Source organism: candidate division WOR-3 bacterium, from assembly GCA_039804025.1.
Classification (GTDB): Bacteria; Hydrothermota; Hydrothermia; order Hydrothermales; family JAJRUZ01; genus JBCNVI01.
The window spans coordinates 33,624-51,523 of the sequence record JBDRZP010000008.1 but is presented as its reverse complement, the minus strand read 5'-3'; the positions used below and the strand labels follow the sequence as shown (position 1 = coordinate 51,523).

Sequence of the window (17,900 nt, the reverse complement as noted above, 5' to 3'; positions counted from 1 at the left end):
GGATAATTTTATAAAAATTTGATTTAATCCCGAAAGTCTTTTAAAATTAATGTATGAAAAAAATAATAATAATTTCACTTATCAGTTTTATTCTAAAAGCCCATATTATAACAGTGGATGGGGACCCTTCTGATTGGATGCCCCATTCTGTTTCGCAGAGAGATACTTTTTTTTACCTATTCCACCCTGGATACACAACAGATCAATATGAAGCAGTCTGGCTTGATGAAATTGATGATGATTTTGGAGATGGTGATTATACTTATCCTACTGATGTTTCATTTAAAGGTAAGGAAGCGGATCTTATAGAATTTAGATTCACAGAGGGAGCAACGAGCACTGATACTTTCCTTTATTTCTTAATAGTTGTAAGCGATACCTTTAATGGAGGACAGGACTGGCCATCTTTTATTGCCTATTTCACAATAGACACTCTAATAAACCGTCAAGGGGCAAAATATGCACCGCAGTATTCAGATGTTACAGTATCAGGTGAATGGCAATATTCTGGGGTTTTTTCAATGTATACAGCAAGATTACTAAAGTATGACTATAGTTATGTAAACCCTTCTGGACACAGTTTTGCTCATCAATATAATGTATACGAAGCAGGACTTAAAATTGATTCCTTAAAACTTTACCATAAATCTTACTGGGTAAGTTTCGGTATTGGTCTTGAGGATTTTGGCAATTTCAGAGAAGTTGATTCTATTGCTTCACAGTATAACGGCGGAGGAGGTATTCAAAACTGGGCAGATCCAGATTTATACGACCTTGCCTATATCAATGCAATTCAACAGAAAAATGAATTATCAGGTTACTCAGTAAATACACCTGTTACAATCACAAATGCAATGAGAAGAGTTTTTCTTTATGTAAGACTCAATGAAAAACCTACTTTAAAATTTGAAAAAATAAACGAAAAAATAAATAAAGGTATATACGATTTAACTGGTAGAAAGATTATAAATATCAAAAGAAAAGGAATTTACATAAATAAAGATAAAAGGAAAATACTGAAGATAAAATAGATAGTGAGTTATCTTGAAATAAAAGAACTCTATAAGAAATTTAAAAAAGAAGAAATTTTAAAAGATATAAATTTAGAGGTAAAAAAAGGGGAATTTTTTGTTGTTCTCGGACCCTCAGGATGTGGTAAGACAACACTTCTAAAAATTATTGCAGGACTTTTAAAACCTGATAAGGGTAAAATAATTCTTGAAGAAAGCGATATTACAAATCTTGAACCGGGAAAAAGGGATGTGGCAATGGTTTTTCAGAACTATGCTTTATACCCACATATGAAGGTTATAGAAAATATCCTTTTTCCCTTAAGAATAAAAAAAATAAAAATTGAAGAACAAAAGAAAAGGTTAGAATGGGTAACTGAATTTCTGAAAATTGGAGAAATACTTGAAAAAAAACCTTCTGAGCTATCTGGTGGCCAGCAGCAAAGGGTGGCTTTAGCAAGAGCACTTGTAAGAAATCCTAAAATCTTTTTAATGGATGAGCCCTTATCAAATCTCGATGCAAAATTGAGAACTGAAATGAGAAGTGAACTTAAAAATTTACAGAGAAATCTAAATATAACCACAATATATGTAACCCATGATCAAATTGAAGCAATGACTCTCGCTGATAGAATTTGCATTTTAAATAAGGGGGAAATAATGCAAATTGGAACACCTGAAGAGATTTATGAAAAACCCCAAAATTTTTTTGTGGCAAGTTTTATTGGAACTCACGGGATCAATATTATTGAATCTGAAAATTTTATACTCTGTGTAAGACCCGAAAAATTCTATCTTGCAAGACAGGAGGGCAAAAACTATGAATTTTATGTCAGGCTTAATTCTTACGATTTTATTGGAGAATACTATGTTTTAAAATGTGATATTGTGGATGTTGTATTTAACGGGAATCATATAGATACAAAAAAAGGAGAAATAAAAGTAATTATGAATAAAAAACCTGAATACAGAAATATAATTTTTTATGTAAGGGAAAAGGATGTTTATAGATTTGATAGAAATAAATTAAGACTTTCTTAATTCAAATAAAGCATCTCTATATTTTGCTGCCTTTTCAAATTCAAAAAGATCAGCAGCTTCTTTCATTTTCCTTTCAAGTTCTTCTATTAAACTTATTTTATCAAGGGTTGCTTTTAAAACCTCTATTTCCTTTTCAACATCCTCATATTCATCCCTTGCTTCAAGTCTTGCATCAGCAACAATTGTTGTCATTAAAATCTGTTCTTTAGTCTTTTTTATAGTTTCAGGAACTATTCCGTGTTTTTCATTATATTCCATCTGAATTTTTCTTCTCCTCTCAGTTTCCTCTATTGCCTTTTTCATAGCCTGGGTTACTTCATCAGCATAAAGGATAACTTTACCTGCTTTATTTCTTGCAGCTCTCCCGGCAGTTTGTATTAAAGCAGTTTCACTTCTTAAAAAACCAGTTTTGTCTGCATCAAGTATAGCAACAAGAGAAACTTCTGGTAAATCAAGACCTTCCCTTAAAAGATTAACACCAACAAGACATTCAAATTTACCAAGCCTTAAATCCCTCAAAATTTCCACTCTATCAATTGGATGAACTTCAGAATGAAGGTATTTAACTCTGAAACCTGCTAAAGACAAATACTCAGCAAGATCTTCAGCCATTCTTTTTGTAAGGGTTGTAACAAGAACTCTCTCACCTTTTTCCTTTATTTTCCTTATCTCTTCCATTAAATCATCAATCTGCCCCCTTGTTGGTTTAACAACAATTTCAGGATCCACAAGTCCTGTCGGTCTTACAATCATTTCAACTACTCTACCCTTAGCTTTTTCAATTTCATAATCTCCGGGTGTAGCTGACATATATATTACCCTATCAAGTAGTGCTTCAAACTCTTCAAACTTTAGGGGTCTGTTATCAAGAGCAGAAGGGAGTCTAAATCCATATTCTACAAGAACTTCTTTCCTTGATCTATCACCCCTAAACATTGCTCTTAATTGGGGAATTGTTACATGACTTTCATCTATTATGCATAAAAATTCCGGGGGGAAATAATCAAGTAAACATCTCGGTCTTTCACCGGGTTTTCTTCCGTCAAAATGTCTTGAATAATTTTCTATTCCAGGACAGTAACCTATTTCCCTTAACATTTCAAGATCATACCTTGTCCTCTGTTCTAATCTTTGTGCTTCAAGAAGCTTCCCCTGCTCCCTTAACTCTTTAAGTCTTTCCTCAAGTTCTTCTTCAATAGATTTTAATGCTCTTTCAAGAGTTGGTCTTGTTGTAACATAATGGGAAGCTGGGTAAATAGCAATTCTCTTTTTTCTTTCAAAAACTTTTTGAGATACTTTATCCCTTATTTCAATTTTCTCTATCCAGTCATCAAACATTTCTATTCTTACAAGATAATCCTCATAGGCAGGTATAAGTTCTATTATATCACCTTTAACTCTGAACCTCCCTCTTGCAAGTTCAAAGTCATTCCTTGTGTAATAAAGGTCTATAAGTCTTCTTAAAATAACATCCCTTTCAATATTCTGTCCTTCTTCTAAAATAAGATAAATTTTCTTTATCTCTTCAGGGTTTCCAAGTCCATAAATACAGGATACAGAGGCAACAACAATAACATCATCTCTTTCAAGAAGTGATGAAGTTGTCCTTAGCCTTAATCTTTCAATATCCTCATTAATTGAGGCATCCTTTTCTATATAAGTATCTGTCTCAGGTATATAAGCTTCAGGCTGATAGTAATCATAGTAAGAAATAAAGTATTCCACTTTATTTTCAGGAAAAAGCTGTTTTAACTCTCCGTAAATCTGTGCTGCAAGAGTTTTATTGTGGGAAATAATTAAGGTAGGTTTACCCCATTTTTCAATCACATTTGCAATAGTAAAAGTTTTACCACTTCCTGTAACCCCGAGAAGAACCTGATGTCTTAGACCTGATTCAAGACCTGAAAGTAATTCTTTTATTGCCTTTGGTTGATCACCTTTCGGCTTAAGGTCTGTAACCAGTTTAAAACTTGCCATATTATTTAATTTAATCCTTTTATAGAAAAAATTCAATTCTGTCCCCATTTTTTGTATTTTATTTTAAATAAGCATTAAAATTATTTTTAGAATCCTTTAAAGGAGGGATTTTAAATGAAAATAAATAAAATTTGTGTTCTTGGTGCAGGAACAATGGGCAGTCAGATTGCTGCCCTTTTATCAAGTCTTGGATTTAAAACCTATTTACTTGATATAGTTCCCAAGGAAGGAAAAGACAGAAATAAAATTGTAAAAGATGCAATTCAAAGGTTAAAAAAACAATTTCCACCTCCCTTATATTTACCTGAATTTGCAGATGATATTGAAATTGGAAATTTTGAAGATAACCTTGAAATTGTTAAAGAAGTAGACTGGATCATTGAGGCAGTTGTTGAAAATCTTGAAATTAAGAAAAATTTATTTAAAAAAGTGGAAAATTTTTATAAAGATGGAACAATTGTAACAACTAACACCTCAGGTTTACCACTAAGGGAAATATCTTCTGATTTTAAAAAGGAGATGAAGAGAAACTTCTTTGGTACTCACTTTTTCAATCCACCAAGATTTATGAAACTTCTTGAAATTATTCCAGGACCTGAAACTGATAAAAATATTTTAGAAGAATTTAAAAAATTTGCTGAAAGAAAACTCGGAAAGGGAATTGTAATTGCTAAAGACACTCCCAATTTTATTGCTAATAGAATCGGGGTATTTGGAATCATGTATATTTTTAAATTAATGGAGGAGATGGATTTGAAACCAGAAGAGATTGATGCCTTAACAGGGAAAGCAATGGGAAGACCTAAAACTGCAACTTTTAGAACCCTTGACCTTGTAGGACTTGATGTTCTATATCATGTTGCTAAAACTGTATATGAAAGGGCTACAAATGATGAAATGAGAGAAATTTTTAAACCACCCGAATTTCTTGAAAAAATGATAAAGGAAGGTTTGCTCGGTGATAAAACTCAAAAAGGGTTTTATAAAAAAGAAAAAGTGAATGGTGAAACAAAAATATATACTTTTGATATTAAAAACTGGACTTACAGGGAGCAAAGTAAGGCAAGTTTTCCCTCCCTTGAAAGAGCTATGCAGGAAGATAATGAACTTGAAAGAATTAAATTTCTCATAAACGGAAAGGATAAAGGAGCAGAATTTGCCTACAGGTCTCTTTCTGAAATCTTACTTTACTGTGCCAACAGAATTCCTGAAATTTCTGATGATGTATTGAATATAGATAATGCAATGAAATGGGGATTTGGCTGGAAATACGGACCTTTTGAAATATGGGATTATCTCGGAGTAAAGGAATTTACAAAGAGAATGGAAAGTGACGGTAAAAAAGTCCCTGACTGGGTTAAGGAAATTGATAGTTTTTACAAAAAAGATAAAACAAAAAGGCACTTTTACTTTTATCCAGAAAGAAATTACAGAGAAGAAATAAAAAGTAAATATGAGGTTTATATCAGTGATTTAAAGGAAGAGAAAAAAACTTTAAAGGAAAATAATGAAGCCACTTTATATGATATGGGAGAAGATGTGCTTTTACTTGAATTCCACACAAAAGCAAATGCAATAGGACCTGGAATAGTTGAGATGGTATTTGAATCTATTGATTTTCTCGAAAATTCTAATTATGCTGGAATGGTTATAGGAAATCAAGGGGAACATTTCTCAGCAGGTGCAAACCTATATTTAATACTTATGGCTATTCAGGAAGAAGAATGGGATGAAATTGATTTAATGGTAAGAAAATTCCAAGAAATGAATATGAGAATAAAATATTCAAATAAACCAATAGTTACAGCACCTTTTGGGAGAGTTTTAGGCGGTGGATGTGAAATTGTTCTACACTCACCTTATGTCCAAGCTTCTTCAGAATTATACATGGGACTTGTTGAAATTGCAGTTGGACTTTTACCAGCAGGAGGTGGAACAAAAGAAATGTTATTGAGACACAACGAAATTATACCAGAAGGTGTAAATGTTGATTTTTACCCTTATTTAAGAAGAATTCTTGAAATTATAGGAATGGCAAAAGTTTCCTCTTCTGCTTTTGAAGCTAAAAAATATTTATTTTTAAGAGATAGAGACGGTATAACAATAAATCAGGATCATTTACTTTATGATGCAAAAAGGAAAGTTATTGAATTAAATGAAATCGGTTTTCAAAGAAACAGAAAGAAAAAAATAAAAGTCGAAGGAAGAGATGGATACTTTTATCTTGAAATGCTTATATATAATCTACTTGAAGCAAAACAGATTACAGAACATGAAGCTCTTATAGCCAGAAAAATATCGGAAATTTTAACAGTTAAAGATGTGCCAAAGGGAACAGAGGTTAGTGAAGAAACCTTACTTGACCTTGAAAGGGAAAACTTTCTTTTCCTCTGTGGAACACAGAAAACAAAAGAAAGAATAGAGCATATGCTTTTAAAGGGTAAACCTTTAAGAAATTAAAAGGAGGCTTTAAAATGAAAAAAGCTGTGATTGTTGATGGGGTTAGAACCCCTGGAGGTAAAGCAAATAAAGGTTCTTTCAAAGACACAAGACCCGAGTACCTTGCAACCTGTGCAGTTAAAGAGCTTATCAAAAGAACCGGTATTGATAAAAAGGAAATTGATGATTTAATTTTAGGATGTGCTTTTCCTGAGGGTGAACAGGGAATGAATATAGCAAGAATTGTAGCACTTGCTGCTTCACTTCCAGTAGATGTTCCGGCTATGACAGTAAATAGATTCTGTGCATCGGGTCTTGAAGCGATCGCAATTGCTGCATCTAAAATAATAAGTGGACTGGCTGATTGTATAATTGCTGGGGGTGTTGAAAGCATGTCAAAAATTCCAATGGGTGGTCTTAAAACCTCTCCATTTCCTTTACTTATGGAAAAATTCCCTGGATACTATCTTTCAATGGGATTAACAGCTGAGAAAGTAGCTGAAAAATATAGTATTAAAAGAGAGGAACAGGATAAATTTGCCTATGAAAGTCATATGAAAGCCTTAAAAGCTCAGGAAAATGGAAAATTTAAAGATGAAATTGTTCCTGTTACCACAAAGGTTATAAAGTATGAGGATGGATTACAAAAAATAGAGGAGATAACTCTTGATTTTGATGAAGGAATAAGACCTGATACTTCAATTGAAGCCTTATCAAAATTAAAACCTGTATTTAAGGAGGGTGGAACTGTTACTGCTGGAAATTCTTCACAGATGACAGATGGAGCGGCAGCTTTACTTATAATGTCAGAGGAAAAAGCAAAAGCACTTGGTTTTAAGCCAATTTTAAGATTTGTTACCTATGCTGTGCATGGTGTTGAACCTGAGATAATGGGGATAGGACCTGTAAAAGCAATTCCTAAAGCACTAAAAATGGCTGGTTTAAATAAAGAAGATATAGGTCTCATAGAATTAAATGAGGCTTTTGCAGCACAATCTCTTGCAGTGATTAAGGAACTCGACCTTGATATGGAAAGAATAAATGTAAATGGTGGAGCAATTGCCTTAGGACATCCCCTTGGATGCACAGGAGCTAAATTAACAGTTACATTAATGAATGAAATGAGAAGAAGAAAAGTTCAATTTGGAATGGTAACTATGTGTATAGGTGGAGGAATGGGAGCAGCAGGAATTTTTGAACTAATATGAAAATTAAATAAGGAGGAAAAAATGGAAGAAAAAATTTATAAAAAGGGAGGAGGATTTTTAATAAGTGAAACCCCACCTGAGGAGGTCTTTATTCCTGAAAATTTCTCTGAGGAACAGAAAATGATTGCAAAAACTGCCGAAGATTTCATAATGAAGGAAGTACTTCCAAACACTAATGAAATTGAATCCCAGAATTTTGAAATTCAAAGAAAATTAATAAAAAAAGCAGGAGAACTTGGACTTTTAGGAGCTGATATTCCTGAAAAATACGGGGGACTCGGTCTTGATAAGGTTTCATCAATGTTAATTGCAGAAAAAATAAGCATGCATGGTTCCTTTTCAGTAACCTTTGGAGCTCATACTGGAATAGGAACCCTTCCTATTGTTCTATTTGGAAATGAGGAACAGAAGAAAAAATATTTACCAAAACTTGCAACTGGTGAATATATAGGAGCTTATGCTTTAACAGAACCTCAAGCAGGTTCTGATGCAATGAACATTAAAACAAACGCAAAACTTGAAGGATCTTATTTTGTTTTAAATGGAACAAAACAATTTATAACAAACGCAGGTTTTGCTGACCTATTTATAATTTTTGCAAAAGTAGATGGAAAAGATTTTGCTGCTTTTATAGTTGAAAGAAATTCAGATGGATTAATAATCGGAAAAGAGGAACATAAAATGGGGATTAGGGGTTCATCTACCTGTGCTTTGACCCTTGAGAATTTAAAAGTTCCAAAAGAAAATCTGCTTTACGAAATTGGAAAAGGTCATCACATTGCTTTTAATATTTTAAACATAGGAAGATATAAACTTGGTGTTGGAACAATAGGTGCATCAAAAGGAGCTTTAAAAGAGGCAGTTAGCTATGCGAAGGAAAGAGTCCAATTTGGGAAGCCGATTTCTGAATTTGGGCTCATTAAGGAAAAAATTGCAAATATGGTAACAAAAATATTTATGGGTGAAAGTATGGCTTATAGACTCGCAGGAAATTTAGATGAATCCCTTAAAGAACTGAATCCTGATTCACCTGATTACACACAAGAAGCTATGAAAAGAATTAGGGAATATGCTGTTGAATGTTCAATACTTAAAGTTTATGGCTCAGAACTTCTTGATTATGTTGTGGATGAATGTGTTCAGATATATGGAGGATATGGATTTATAACAGAGTATCCTGTTGAAAGGTATTACAGGGATTCAAGAATCAATAGATTATTTGAAGGAACAAATGAAATAAATAGGCTCCTGATTACAGGAATGTTAATGAGAAATGCCCTTGAAGGAAAATTACCACTTTTGAAGGAAATTGACAAAGTATCAAAAGAATTTGTTACCTTTACACCATCAACGGTTCAGGTTCTAAATGGACCAGTCGGTGAAGAAAAAACATTATTAAATTTAATGAAAAAAGTCTTACTAATTTCAGCAGGAGTTGCAGCACAGGTTTATAAGGAAAATTTAAGAGATGAAGAAGAAATTCTTGCTACAATTTCGGATATGATTATTGAAACCTATGCTTTTGAAAGTGCTATATTAAGATCAGAAAAATTAAGAAAAATAGGTAAGGAAAATGAACTGATGGTATTATGCATAAAATATTACGCCCCCAATTACTTAGAAAAAATGGAAAGTTATTCAAGGAAAATTCTGACAAACTGTAAAAAGGGAGATGAATTAAGGCTTCTTTTGACAGGAATAAAGAAGTTTACAAAATGGTATAATCCCTCTGATGTTATAGGTATAGGAAGAAAAATTGCAGAAAAAACATATGAACTCGGAAAATATCCTTTTTCAGTTGTTTAATTAAAATGTGAGATAAATCACTTTAAAAATTAAAATTAAACTGTATAATTAAACAAAAGGAGGTAAAAGTATGAAAAAATTTATAATTTTAATAATCTTCACACAACTAAAAGCAGGAATACTCTCTTACTGGGGTCTTGATAAACCTGTTACATTAAATTATTCAGGTTTTGATACTCTTAAAACACCCTATGTTCATTTAGGTTCTACATTATCCTTATCTATCACTATATTTCAACCAACTGATACACTTTCACAAGCTTATTATTCAAGAGAATCATCCGTTTTCATAATTAATGACACATTAATTTTTAAAGAGCTGGACACTATTAATTCTTTATGGGTTTCAGGACCTGTTATTCCAGTATACGGGTTTGAAAGTAAAGTCATAAATAATATAAAAATAATTCCAGATACACATTCATTAAGATTCCGCAATTATTCATGGGATCTCAGTCCGATAAATGAAAAATTAATAACAGACATTGATAGAGATAATATTAATGATACTGTAATAATTCAGAGCGGACAGGGAAAATTCTTAAAAATGGATACTTTAGATATTGTAATAGGTTTGATTAAAGCCTATCACATTAAAATTGAATATTGGGGGACAGGTAAATTCGGAAATGGACTTACACTTAATCATTATATTTCCATTGACCGCTGGTGGGCTCCTAATAATTTTGGAAATATATTTCAGGGATTAGCAAAGGAAGAATTTTTCCAGATTGATTCAGCTCCAGGTTTTGTAATGAAAATAAATAGAAGTTCAGGTAGAGGATCAGCACTATTAGAGAGTGTGGGAATAAATGAATCCTATAAATTTAATTCTGAAATTAAAACAAAAACAAGTTATTTTATAGATAAAAACTCAAATTTAATTGATAGATTTTTCTATGACCTTTCAGGGAAAAAAGTATATAAAATTAATAAGGGAATTTATTTTATGAAAAATAAAAAACAGAAAAAAATTAAATTTATTGTAATTAAATAAATTTCTTTAAAACATCTAAAGAGTATTTTTCTATAAGATAAATATTAAATTTTAGTTCCTTTTTTAAATTTCTAAGTTCACTTTTAATCTTTTTAAAATCTATCTTATTCAGCCACAATTTGTAAAAATTATAAAGTAAAAGTAAGTCCCTTCTTTTGGTATTTTCTATAATCTCTTCCATTTTTCTTAAAATTTCAGTTTTATTTTCCTTTTTAATTACCTTTATTTTAAAAAGAAGTGATAAAACCCTAAAATAAAAAACTTTTAACTTCTCCTTTTTAGAATAAAAAAGAGGTTCTTCTATGTATTTTATTGAATTATCAATGTCTCCTAACAAAAAATAACTTAAAGAAAGAGAATAAAGATTGAAATTTTCTCCATATTTATCCTTTTCTTTTCTTGATAGTTCTATAAGTTTTTTAAAATAAGTAATACTATCCTCAAATTTCCTTTTATATAATAAGAGAGTTGCATAATTATGAATAACTGTTAAATTAACACCTTTAAAAAGTTCTTCTGAGTCCAAAAAAATTTTTGAGTTTTCAAAAGATTTTTCTGCCTTTTTTATTTTACCCAAAGAAAGGAATACTATCCCTTCGTAAGCATCTATCTTTGCAAGGTATTCTTTATCTCTCATCGACTCTGCCAGATACCTTGCCTTTTTTAAATTTTTTAAAGCTTTTTCAAATTCCCCTTTCGTATACAAAAGATAAGAATATTCAACAAGAACAGGGTAAAGAGATTTATATTCTCTTAAAAAGTTATATTTCTCTATAGATTTTTCAAACCAGATTTCAGCATCCTCTAAATTGCCAAGGATTAAATTATTTAATGCAATACTTGATTCAAGAGCTGCAAGTTCACTAAGTGAAAGATTTTCTTTTTCTTTATAAAGCTTATAACATATTTCAAGTGACTTTTTATATTTACCGGTGTTTTCAAGAGCTGTTTGGTATAAATTCATAAATTTCAACCTATCTCTTTTTTCAAAAAAGGAAACCTCATCTTTTATCTTTTCAAGAATCAAAAAACCCTCTTTAAATTCTCCCATATCAAGTAAAACATCAGCAAGGGATAAAAAAAGTTTTTTACCTTTATCTCCCAGTAAACTTATGCCTTTTTTAAGAATATAGAGAGATTTTTCTTTTTCTCCTTTAAAACTGAAATAAAGTGAAAGGAAATCATAGTAATTTATATCTTCCTTACTTAAATTTTCTATCAAAATTTTAGCTTCCTCCAGAAAACCAAGATGTAAAAGGGAATATATTCTCTTATAAATACAGTTTTTAGAAACTTCTAAATTTTTTTCTTTATAACTTTCAATTAGAAAATCTGTTATTAATTTCAAATCACTTATACTTCCCCTTTCATATAGAATATTAAGCATTTTTTCCCCAAATTTTATAACATCATCGAATAGTTCACCTCTAAAGGCATGATAGATTGAAAAAATATTTTCTTTATCTTTTGAATTTTTCCATATTTTTCTATGAATATCCCTTCTTTCCTCCTTTAAAAGAGTGTTATATATTGTTTCCTGGAAAAGAGGAGTTTTAAAATAATATTTATTCTCTTCCTTAAATAAGTAAGCCTTTTCAACCAACTTTTCTAAATCTTTGCTTTCTATATCAATCAAACTCAAAGCTTTTTCCTCAAAAGAAGGACCTAAGACAGAAACTTTTTTTAATATCTCTTTTAAACTTTCATCAAGATTTTCAACTTCTGACATTAAAACGAGATCAATCCTGTCAGGTATTTTTTTCCCCTTTGATATAAGAATTTCATTAATGAATAAAGGATTACCCTTTGTTTTTTCAAATATTTCTTCCTGATAATGAACTGGAAGAGAAATATTCAATTTATTTATAAATTCTTTAAATTCTTCATAATCAAACCCTTTTAATTCTATAAAATCCAAATCAACCCCCTTTAATCTTCTTAAAATTACATCCTTATTTCTTGTGGCAATTATTAAAGTAAGTGGTATTTTAATTCTTTCAATTATAAATTTTATAAATTCATAAGAGAGAAAATCAGCCCATTGCATATCATCAAGAATAAAAATTGTTTTCTTTTTTTTCTCAATATAATCAATAAAATTAAAATAATCTTCTTCTTTTTTAAAATCAAAACTCTTCTTGAATTCAGAAGAAAAGATATTGAATTCTCCTCCAAAGGGAGAGGCTCGGAAACTATAAACTTTATATTCCCTTTCAATTAAATCTTTAATTTTATTGAGAAGTGAAGTTTTACCAATACCAGGGGGTCCATATATAACAAAAACTTTAATTTTTTTATTTTCATTAATTTCCTTTAAAATCTTATCAATAATTTCTTTTCTTCCAACAAAGAAAAATCTTCTACTTTCTTTTAACTCCTCAGATAATCCCAAAACTTTAAAAATTTTAATTTTTTCTTTTTTACCTTTAACTTTTTGAGCTCCCAAACTTTCAAAAAGAAATATGTCACCTGCTAAATTTTTTGTTGTTTCACTTACAAGTATTTCATCAATACCGGATAATGATTCTATACGTTGAGCAAGATTAACAGTGTCACCTATTACTGTATAATCAAGAGTTTCACTAAGACCTATACCTGTTAAAAGTATTTCTCCTGAATTTATACCTACATGCACACCTATTCCATATTCTTTTTTTAAATTTTTTACAAAATTAAGTATTTCAAGAGCTGCCCTTATTGCCTTTTCTGCATGATTTTCGTATCCCCCTTTTACTCCAAAAAAACATAAACATGCATCTCCTATGTATTTATCAATCTTTCCATCATAATATTCCACAATTTTCTTTACCTCTGTAAAAAAGATATTTAGAATTTTAACAACATCTTCTGCATCTCTTTTTTCTGAAAGACTTGTAAAACCAGCCACATCAACAAACATAACTGAAACTCTTTTCCTCTCACCTTTTTTCTCCTCTATTAATCTTGAACCACATTTACCACAGAAAACAAAACCATCAGGATTTTCAAAAGAACACTTTGGACATTTTATGGACATCCTATCTAAATTTTAAAGAAAATATCTATTCTATAACAAAATTTATTAATTCTTTCCAATTATTAATACTTATAATATCCTCTTTTACTTTTTTCCCCTTAGGATTCCATAAAATAGCCCTTGCACCTATTTTTAAAGGACCTTCTATATCAAGTTCAGGAGTATCCCCAATGTGTAAGAGTTCTTCAGGTTTTATTTTAAAAAAATTTATAACTTTCATAAAAATCTCTGGATGCGGTTTTCTTACACCTTCAAAAGAAGAAAAAAGCATTATATCAAAAAAAGATGAAATTCCTGCATCTTCAAGAATTTTCTTTTCCACATTTCCCCCAGGTGTGTTTGAAACAATACCAAGCTTAAACCCTCTTTCTTTTAATATTTTTATAACCTCTATTACCTCCTTATCAACACTTAAACCAGCTTTATAAAGATATTCTTCATAAATTTTTACGAGACTTTCAACCATTTTCTTACTTTTTCTAATTTTTAGATTTTTTAAAATTTCTTCAACCATAATATTAAGAGTCACTTCTTTATTATTAATTGGATTTACCCTGTAAAGCTCCCAAACTTTACTTGAAATTTCCTTAACTTCTTCATAAGAAAAACTGTATCCCTTTTCCTTTAAAAATCCTACAACCTCCTTTGCTCTTTCCTCCCTCATCTTTTTTATCTTTTCCTCATCAATTGGAACAAGGGTATCCCAATAATCAAAGGTTATTACCTTTATTTTCATAATCAAACAAAACCTGGAACATCCTCATACTTTAAAGGTCTGTCCATAAGTTCTTTTATTGCAATCTTTAAATCCTTCTTATCATACAAAACCTCATACAATTTTTTTGCTATTGGAATATAAATTCCCTTTTTTTCAGCCAACTTTACATAAGGTTTTAAAGTATAAAAACCTTCAACAGTTTTAATTTTTTTAAGAGATTCCTCTATACTCTCACCTTTTCCAATTAAAATTCCAAAATTTCTATTTCTTGATAGATCACCTGTTGCAGTTAAAAGAAGGTCTCCAAGTCCTGAGAGCCCTGAAAAAGTATGGGACCTTGCACCAAATTCCTTCCCAAATCTTGACATTTCAACAAGAGACCTTGTTAAAAAAGCTGCCCTTGCATTTAAACCTAAATTGAGTCCATCAAGTATTCCAGCTCCTATAGCATAAACATTTTTTAATGCTCCTCCCAGTTCAACACCTTTTATGTCATGGGAAATATAAACTCTAAAAAAGAAAGTTGTAAGTAATTTTTGAAGTTTTTTTATCTCATCTCCTTCTGGACCTGCAAGAACAGTAAGGGAAGGAACATTTCTTATAACTTCTTCTGCAAAGTTTGGACCTGATAAAACAAAAATTTTTTTAGCCTTTCTCTTTAAAACCTCCCTTATTATCTCACTTGGTCTTTCAAGTTTTTTAATTTCAAGTCCCTTTGAAGCTGAGATTATAATTTTTGGTTTTTTTATAAACCTTTCTAACTCTTCCCAAACACCTCTTACATACTGTGTTGGAATGGCAGAAATAAAAACATCTGAATCGTTAATACATTTTTCTAAATCAAAAGAGGGAACTACTTTTTCAGGATATTTAAAAAAATTAAAATAAATAGGATTTCTCCTCTCTTTACTTATACTTTCAAGAATTAAAGAATTTTTATCCCATAAATAAACTTTTTCAAAATTAAAAGAACATATATAGGAAAGTGCTGTTCCCCACCTACCTGCTCCTAAAATAAAAACTTTCAAGGTTTTATTTCCTCAAAAAAATATTTACCATCATTTTCTTTTATTAAACCTGCTCTTGGGATAGGGTCATGTTCAAAAAAAGTAAGCCACTTTTCCTTTGATGCTAATTCATAATATTTTCTTCTAACCTCAAGTGTTAAAAGAGGGAATGTATCATATCCCATTATATAGGGAAGCGGAACATGATAACTTGTCGGAACTATATCACCAAAATAAATTGCCTTTTCACCTTTACTTTCTATCAAAACAAATTGATGTCCCCGTGTGTGTCCACCTGTATGAATGAGTTTTATACCAGGTAAAATTTCCATATCACCATCTATTAAAAAAAGTTTTCCTTCTATATAAATAGGCTCAAAGTTTTCTTTTTTATAAGAAGCCCTTGTCCTTTCATTTGGATTCATCGCATCTTCAAATTCTTTCTTCTGGACATAAAAAATTGCATTTGGATAAGAAATAGATAGTTTATCATCAACATACTCTGTTGAACCACCAGCATGATCAAAATGTAAATGAGTCAAAACAACATGAGTTATTTCTTCTTTCTTTATTCCATAAATTTTAAAGGGATCACTTTTTAATTTAATTCCATAAATTTCAAATTCCTTTTCAGAATATTTATTACCAGTTCCATTATCTATTAAAAGTTTAAAATCCTTACCTATTACTAAAAGGGGATTTAAACCAAGTGTTATCCTGTTATTCCTATCAGGTTTTATGCTTTTTGACCATAAAACCTTAGGAACAACACCAAACATTGCCCCCCCATCAAGTTTAAATGTTCCAAAAGATAAATGTATTAATTTAAGATCTCCTAAATTAAAAATTCTTTTCATCATCAAAACTCCTTAAAAAATTTTAAATAAACTTTTCTTGTTCTCGGACCATCATATTCTGCTAAAAAAACCCCCTGCCACTTTCCAAGAACAAGATCACCATCTTCAACAAATAAAAATAAACTGTTTCCAGTTATAGTTGTCTTTACATGAGCATCTGCATTACCCTCTGTATGTTTGTAAGGACCTTTTGGCGGTGCAATAAGATGAAGAGAATGCATTATATCCTGAGCAACAGCAGGGTCATAACTCTCATTAACAGTTATACCACAAGTTGTATGGGGAACATATAAAAATAATATACCTTTTTCAAACTTCTTATTTTTAATAATTTTTCTAATCTCCTCGGTAATTTCAACATATTGTTCTCTTTCCCTTGTTTGAACTGTTAAAATTTCCATAAATTTTACCTCCTTTATCTATTTAAAATATGAATTGCTCTTTTATGAACATTTTCTGCTGCTTCCATTAATATTTCACTGAAAGTTGGGTGAGGATGAATTGTTAGACCTATATCCTCTGAAGTAGCACCCATTTCAATAGCAAGAGCTCCTTCTCCAATTAAAGAAGATGCTTCAGGAGAAATTATATGAACTCCTATAACTTCATCATTTTCTTTATTCACTATTATCTTTGCAAGCCCCATATTTTCCCCATAAGTTAAAGCCCTTCCACTTGCAATTAAAGGAAATCTCCCAATTTCTACATCAATTCCCTTATTCCTTGCCTCCTCTTCTGTCATTCCACAGGATGCAAACTCAGGAATTGTATAGACAACAGAAGGAATACATCTTGGATCAAACTCGGAATTAAGTCCTTTTATAACCTCTGCTGCAACAATACCTTCCCTTGAAGCCTTATGTGCTAAAAGTGGTGGTTCAGCTACATCTCCAATTGCATATATACCCTTTTCATTTGCTCTTCTTTTTTTATCAACTTGTATAAAACCCTTTTCATTTATTTTTAAACCAAGTTTTTCAATACCTTCTATTCTTGAATTTGGTTTTCTTCCAATAGAGATAAGTAATACATCACCTTCATAAACTTCTTCTTTATCCTTATAATCAACAAGTAAGTTTACCTTTTTATTTTTAACTGAAACTTCCTTTGCCCTTCTTTCAGTGAAAATCTTTATTCCTTTTCTTTTAAGAATCTTTGTTAATTCCTGAGCCATTTCTTTATCCATTCCAGGTAAAATTTGATCCATAAGCTCAATTACCTCAACATCACTTCCCAGATTTTTATAAACATAAGCAAATTCAAGACCTATTGCTCCACCTCCAAGTATTAAAAGTTTTTCAGGAACTTTCTTTAAAGAAACTGCATCATCACTTGTCCAGATAAATTCACCATCAGGTTCAAACCCCTTAAGTATAAAGGGACTGGAACCTGTTGCTATTACTATGTTTTCAACCGTAAACTCCTTTATTTCACCTTCTTCTGTTTTAACTTTTATCTTTTTATCAGAATCAAAAATCGCTTCACCCTTTATAAAATCAACATTATAAGATTTCCATAAACTCATAATACCTGTAACAAGTCTTTTTACAATTTTATCTTTCCATTCCCTCAATTTTTCTATATCATAACTGAAGTCGGAAAAATTAAATCCAATCTCCTTTTTTGCCTTTTCATTTGATTCTATAATATGAGCAGCATGAATTAAAGCCTTTGTAGGAATACATCCGACATTTAAACAAACACCACCTATATAATTTTTATCTACAACAAGAGTTTTAATCCCAAGTTGACTAAGTCTTATTGCACAAACATACCCTCCGGGGCCTGCTCCTATAACAATTGTTTTATAATCCATTTTTTACC

General features: G+C 30.8%; 13 protein-coding genes. 6 read left to right on the top strand and 7 right to left on the bottom strand.

The features are described from left to right. The first annotated feature begins 53 nt into the window (after nucleotides 1-53). Nucleotides 54-1,031, top strand: coding sequence for a glucodextranase DOMON-like domain-containing protein (locus tag ABIN73_04260; GenBank protein ID MEO0268938.1), 978 nt, complete (start codon nucleotides 54-56; stop codon nucleotides 1,029-1,031). A gap of 3 nt (nucleotides 1,032-1,034) precedes the next feature. Next, nucleotides 1,035-2,051: an ABC transporter ATP-binding protein gene (locus tag ABIN73_04255; protein ID MEO0268937.1), complete on the top strand. Its 1,017-nt coding sequence runs from the start codon at nucleotides 1,035-1,037 to the stop codon at nucleotides 2,049-2,051. Here the strand turns inward: ABIN73_04255 and uvrB are convergent. After that, nucleotides 2,037-4,028 carry an excinuclease ABC subunit UvrB gene (uvrB, locus tag ABIN73_04250; protein ID MEO0268936.1) on the bottom strand — a complete coding sequence of 664 codons (1,992 nt, stop codon included), beginning with the start codon at nucleotides 4,026-4,028 and terminating at the stop codon, nucleotides 2,037-2,039. The two genes, ABIN73_04255 and uvrB, sit on opposite strands and share 15 nt — an antisense overlap. A 114-nt stretch (nucleotides 4,029-4,142) precedes the next feature. On the opposite strand from uvrB, the gene ABIN73_04245 reads away from it, so the two are divergent. The 4 genes from ABIN73_04245 (at nucleotide 4,143) to ABIN73_04230 (ending at nucleotide 10,478) form a co-directional block, all read left to right on the top strand. Then, nucleotides 4,143-6,488: a 3-hydroxyacyl-CoA dehydrogenase NAD-binding domain-containing protein gene (locus tag ABIN73_04245; protein ID MEO0268935.1), complete on the top strand. Its 2,346-nt coding sequence runs from the start codon at nucleotides 4,143-4,145 to the stop codon at nucleotides 6,486-6,488. A gap of 14 nt (nucleotides 6,489-6,502) precedes the next feature. After that, nucleotides 6,503-7,675, top strand: a complete 1,173-nt coding sequence (locus ABIN73_04240) for a thiolase family protein (protein ID MEO0268934.1) — start codon at nucleotides 6,503-6,505, stop codon at nucleotides 7,673-7,675. A 21-nt stretch (nucleotides 7,676-7,696) separates the two neighbouring features. Further along, a complete protein-coding gene (locus tag ABIN73_04235; GenBank protein ID MEO0268933.1) occupies nucleotides 7,697-9,481 on the top strand; it encodes an acyl-CoA dehydrogenase family protein in 1,785 nt (594 codons plus the stop codon). Between the two features lie 70 nt (nucleotides 9,482-9,551). Continuing rightward, a complete protein-coding gene (locus tag ABIN73_04230) occupies nucleotides 9,552-10,478 on the top strand; it encodes a hypothetical protein (GenBank protein MEO0268932.1) in 927 nt (308 codons plus the stop codon). Here ABIN73_04230 and ABIN73_04225 read toward each other — a convergent pair. From ABIN73_04225 to lpdA, 6 genes are read right to left on the bottom strand one after another with little or no spacing between them, the layout of a single operon-like run. Next, nucleotides 10,471-13,494, bottom strand: coding sequence for an adenylate/guanylate cyclase domain-containing protein (locus ABIN73_04225; protein ID MEO0268931.1), 3,024 nt, complete (start codon nucleotides 13,492-13,494; stop codon nucleotides 10,471-10,473). The genes ABIN73_04230 and ABIN73_04225 overlap by 8 nt on opposite strands. A 25-nt stretch (nucleotides 13,495-13,519) precedes the next feature. Next, complete coding sequence (locus ABIN73_04220; GenBank protein MEO0268930.1) at nucleotides 13,520-14,230, bottom strand: HAD family hydrolase; 711 nt, start codon at nucleotides 14,228-14,230, stop codon at nucleotides 13,520-13,522. A gap of 2 nt (nucleotides 14,231-14,232) precedes the next feature. After that, nucleotides 14,233-15,240 (bottom strand): NAD(P)H-dependent glycerol-3-phosphate dehydrogenase, encoded by a 1,008-nt coding sequence (locus ABIN73_04215; GenBank protein ID MEO0268929.1) that lies wholly within the window; start codon nucleotides 15,238-15,240, stop codon nucleotides 14,233-14,235. Continuing rightward, nucleotides 15,237-16,076 (bottom strand): MBL fold metallo-hydrolase, encoded by an 840-nt coding sequence (locus ABIN73_04210; protein MEO0268928.1) that lies wholly within the window; start codon nucleotides 16,074-16,076, stop codon nucleotides 15,237-15,239. The genes ABIN73_04215 and ABIN73_04210 overlap by 4 nt, the downstream gene beginning before the upstream one ends. A 2-nt stretch (nucleotides 16,077-16,078) precedes the next feature. Then, the gene (locus ABIN73_04205) at nucleotides 16,079-16,477 is read right to left on the bottom strand and encodes a secondary thiamine-phosphate synthase enzyme YjbQ (protein ID MEO0268927.1); all 399 of its coding nucleotides are present in this window, start codon (nucleotides 16,475-16,477) and stop codon (nucleotides 16,079-16,081) included. A 14-nt stretch (nucleotides 16,478-16,491) separates the two neighbouring features. Next, a complete protein-coding gene (gene lpdA, locus ABIN73_04200) occupies nucleotides 16,492-17,892 on the bottom strand; it encodes a dihydrolipoyl dehydrogenase (GenBank protein ID MEO0268926.1) in 1,401 nt (466 codons plus the stop codon). Nucleotides 17,893-17,900: the final 8 nt, after the last annotated feature.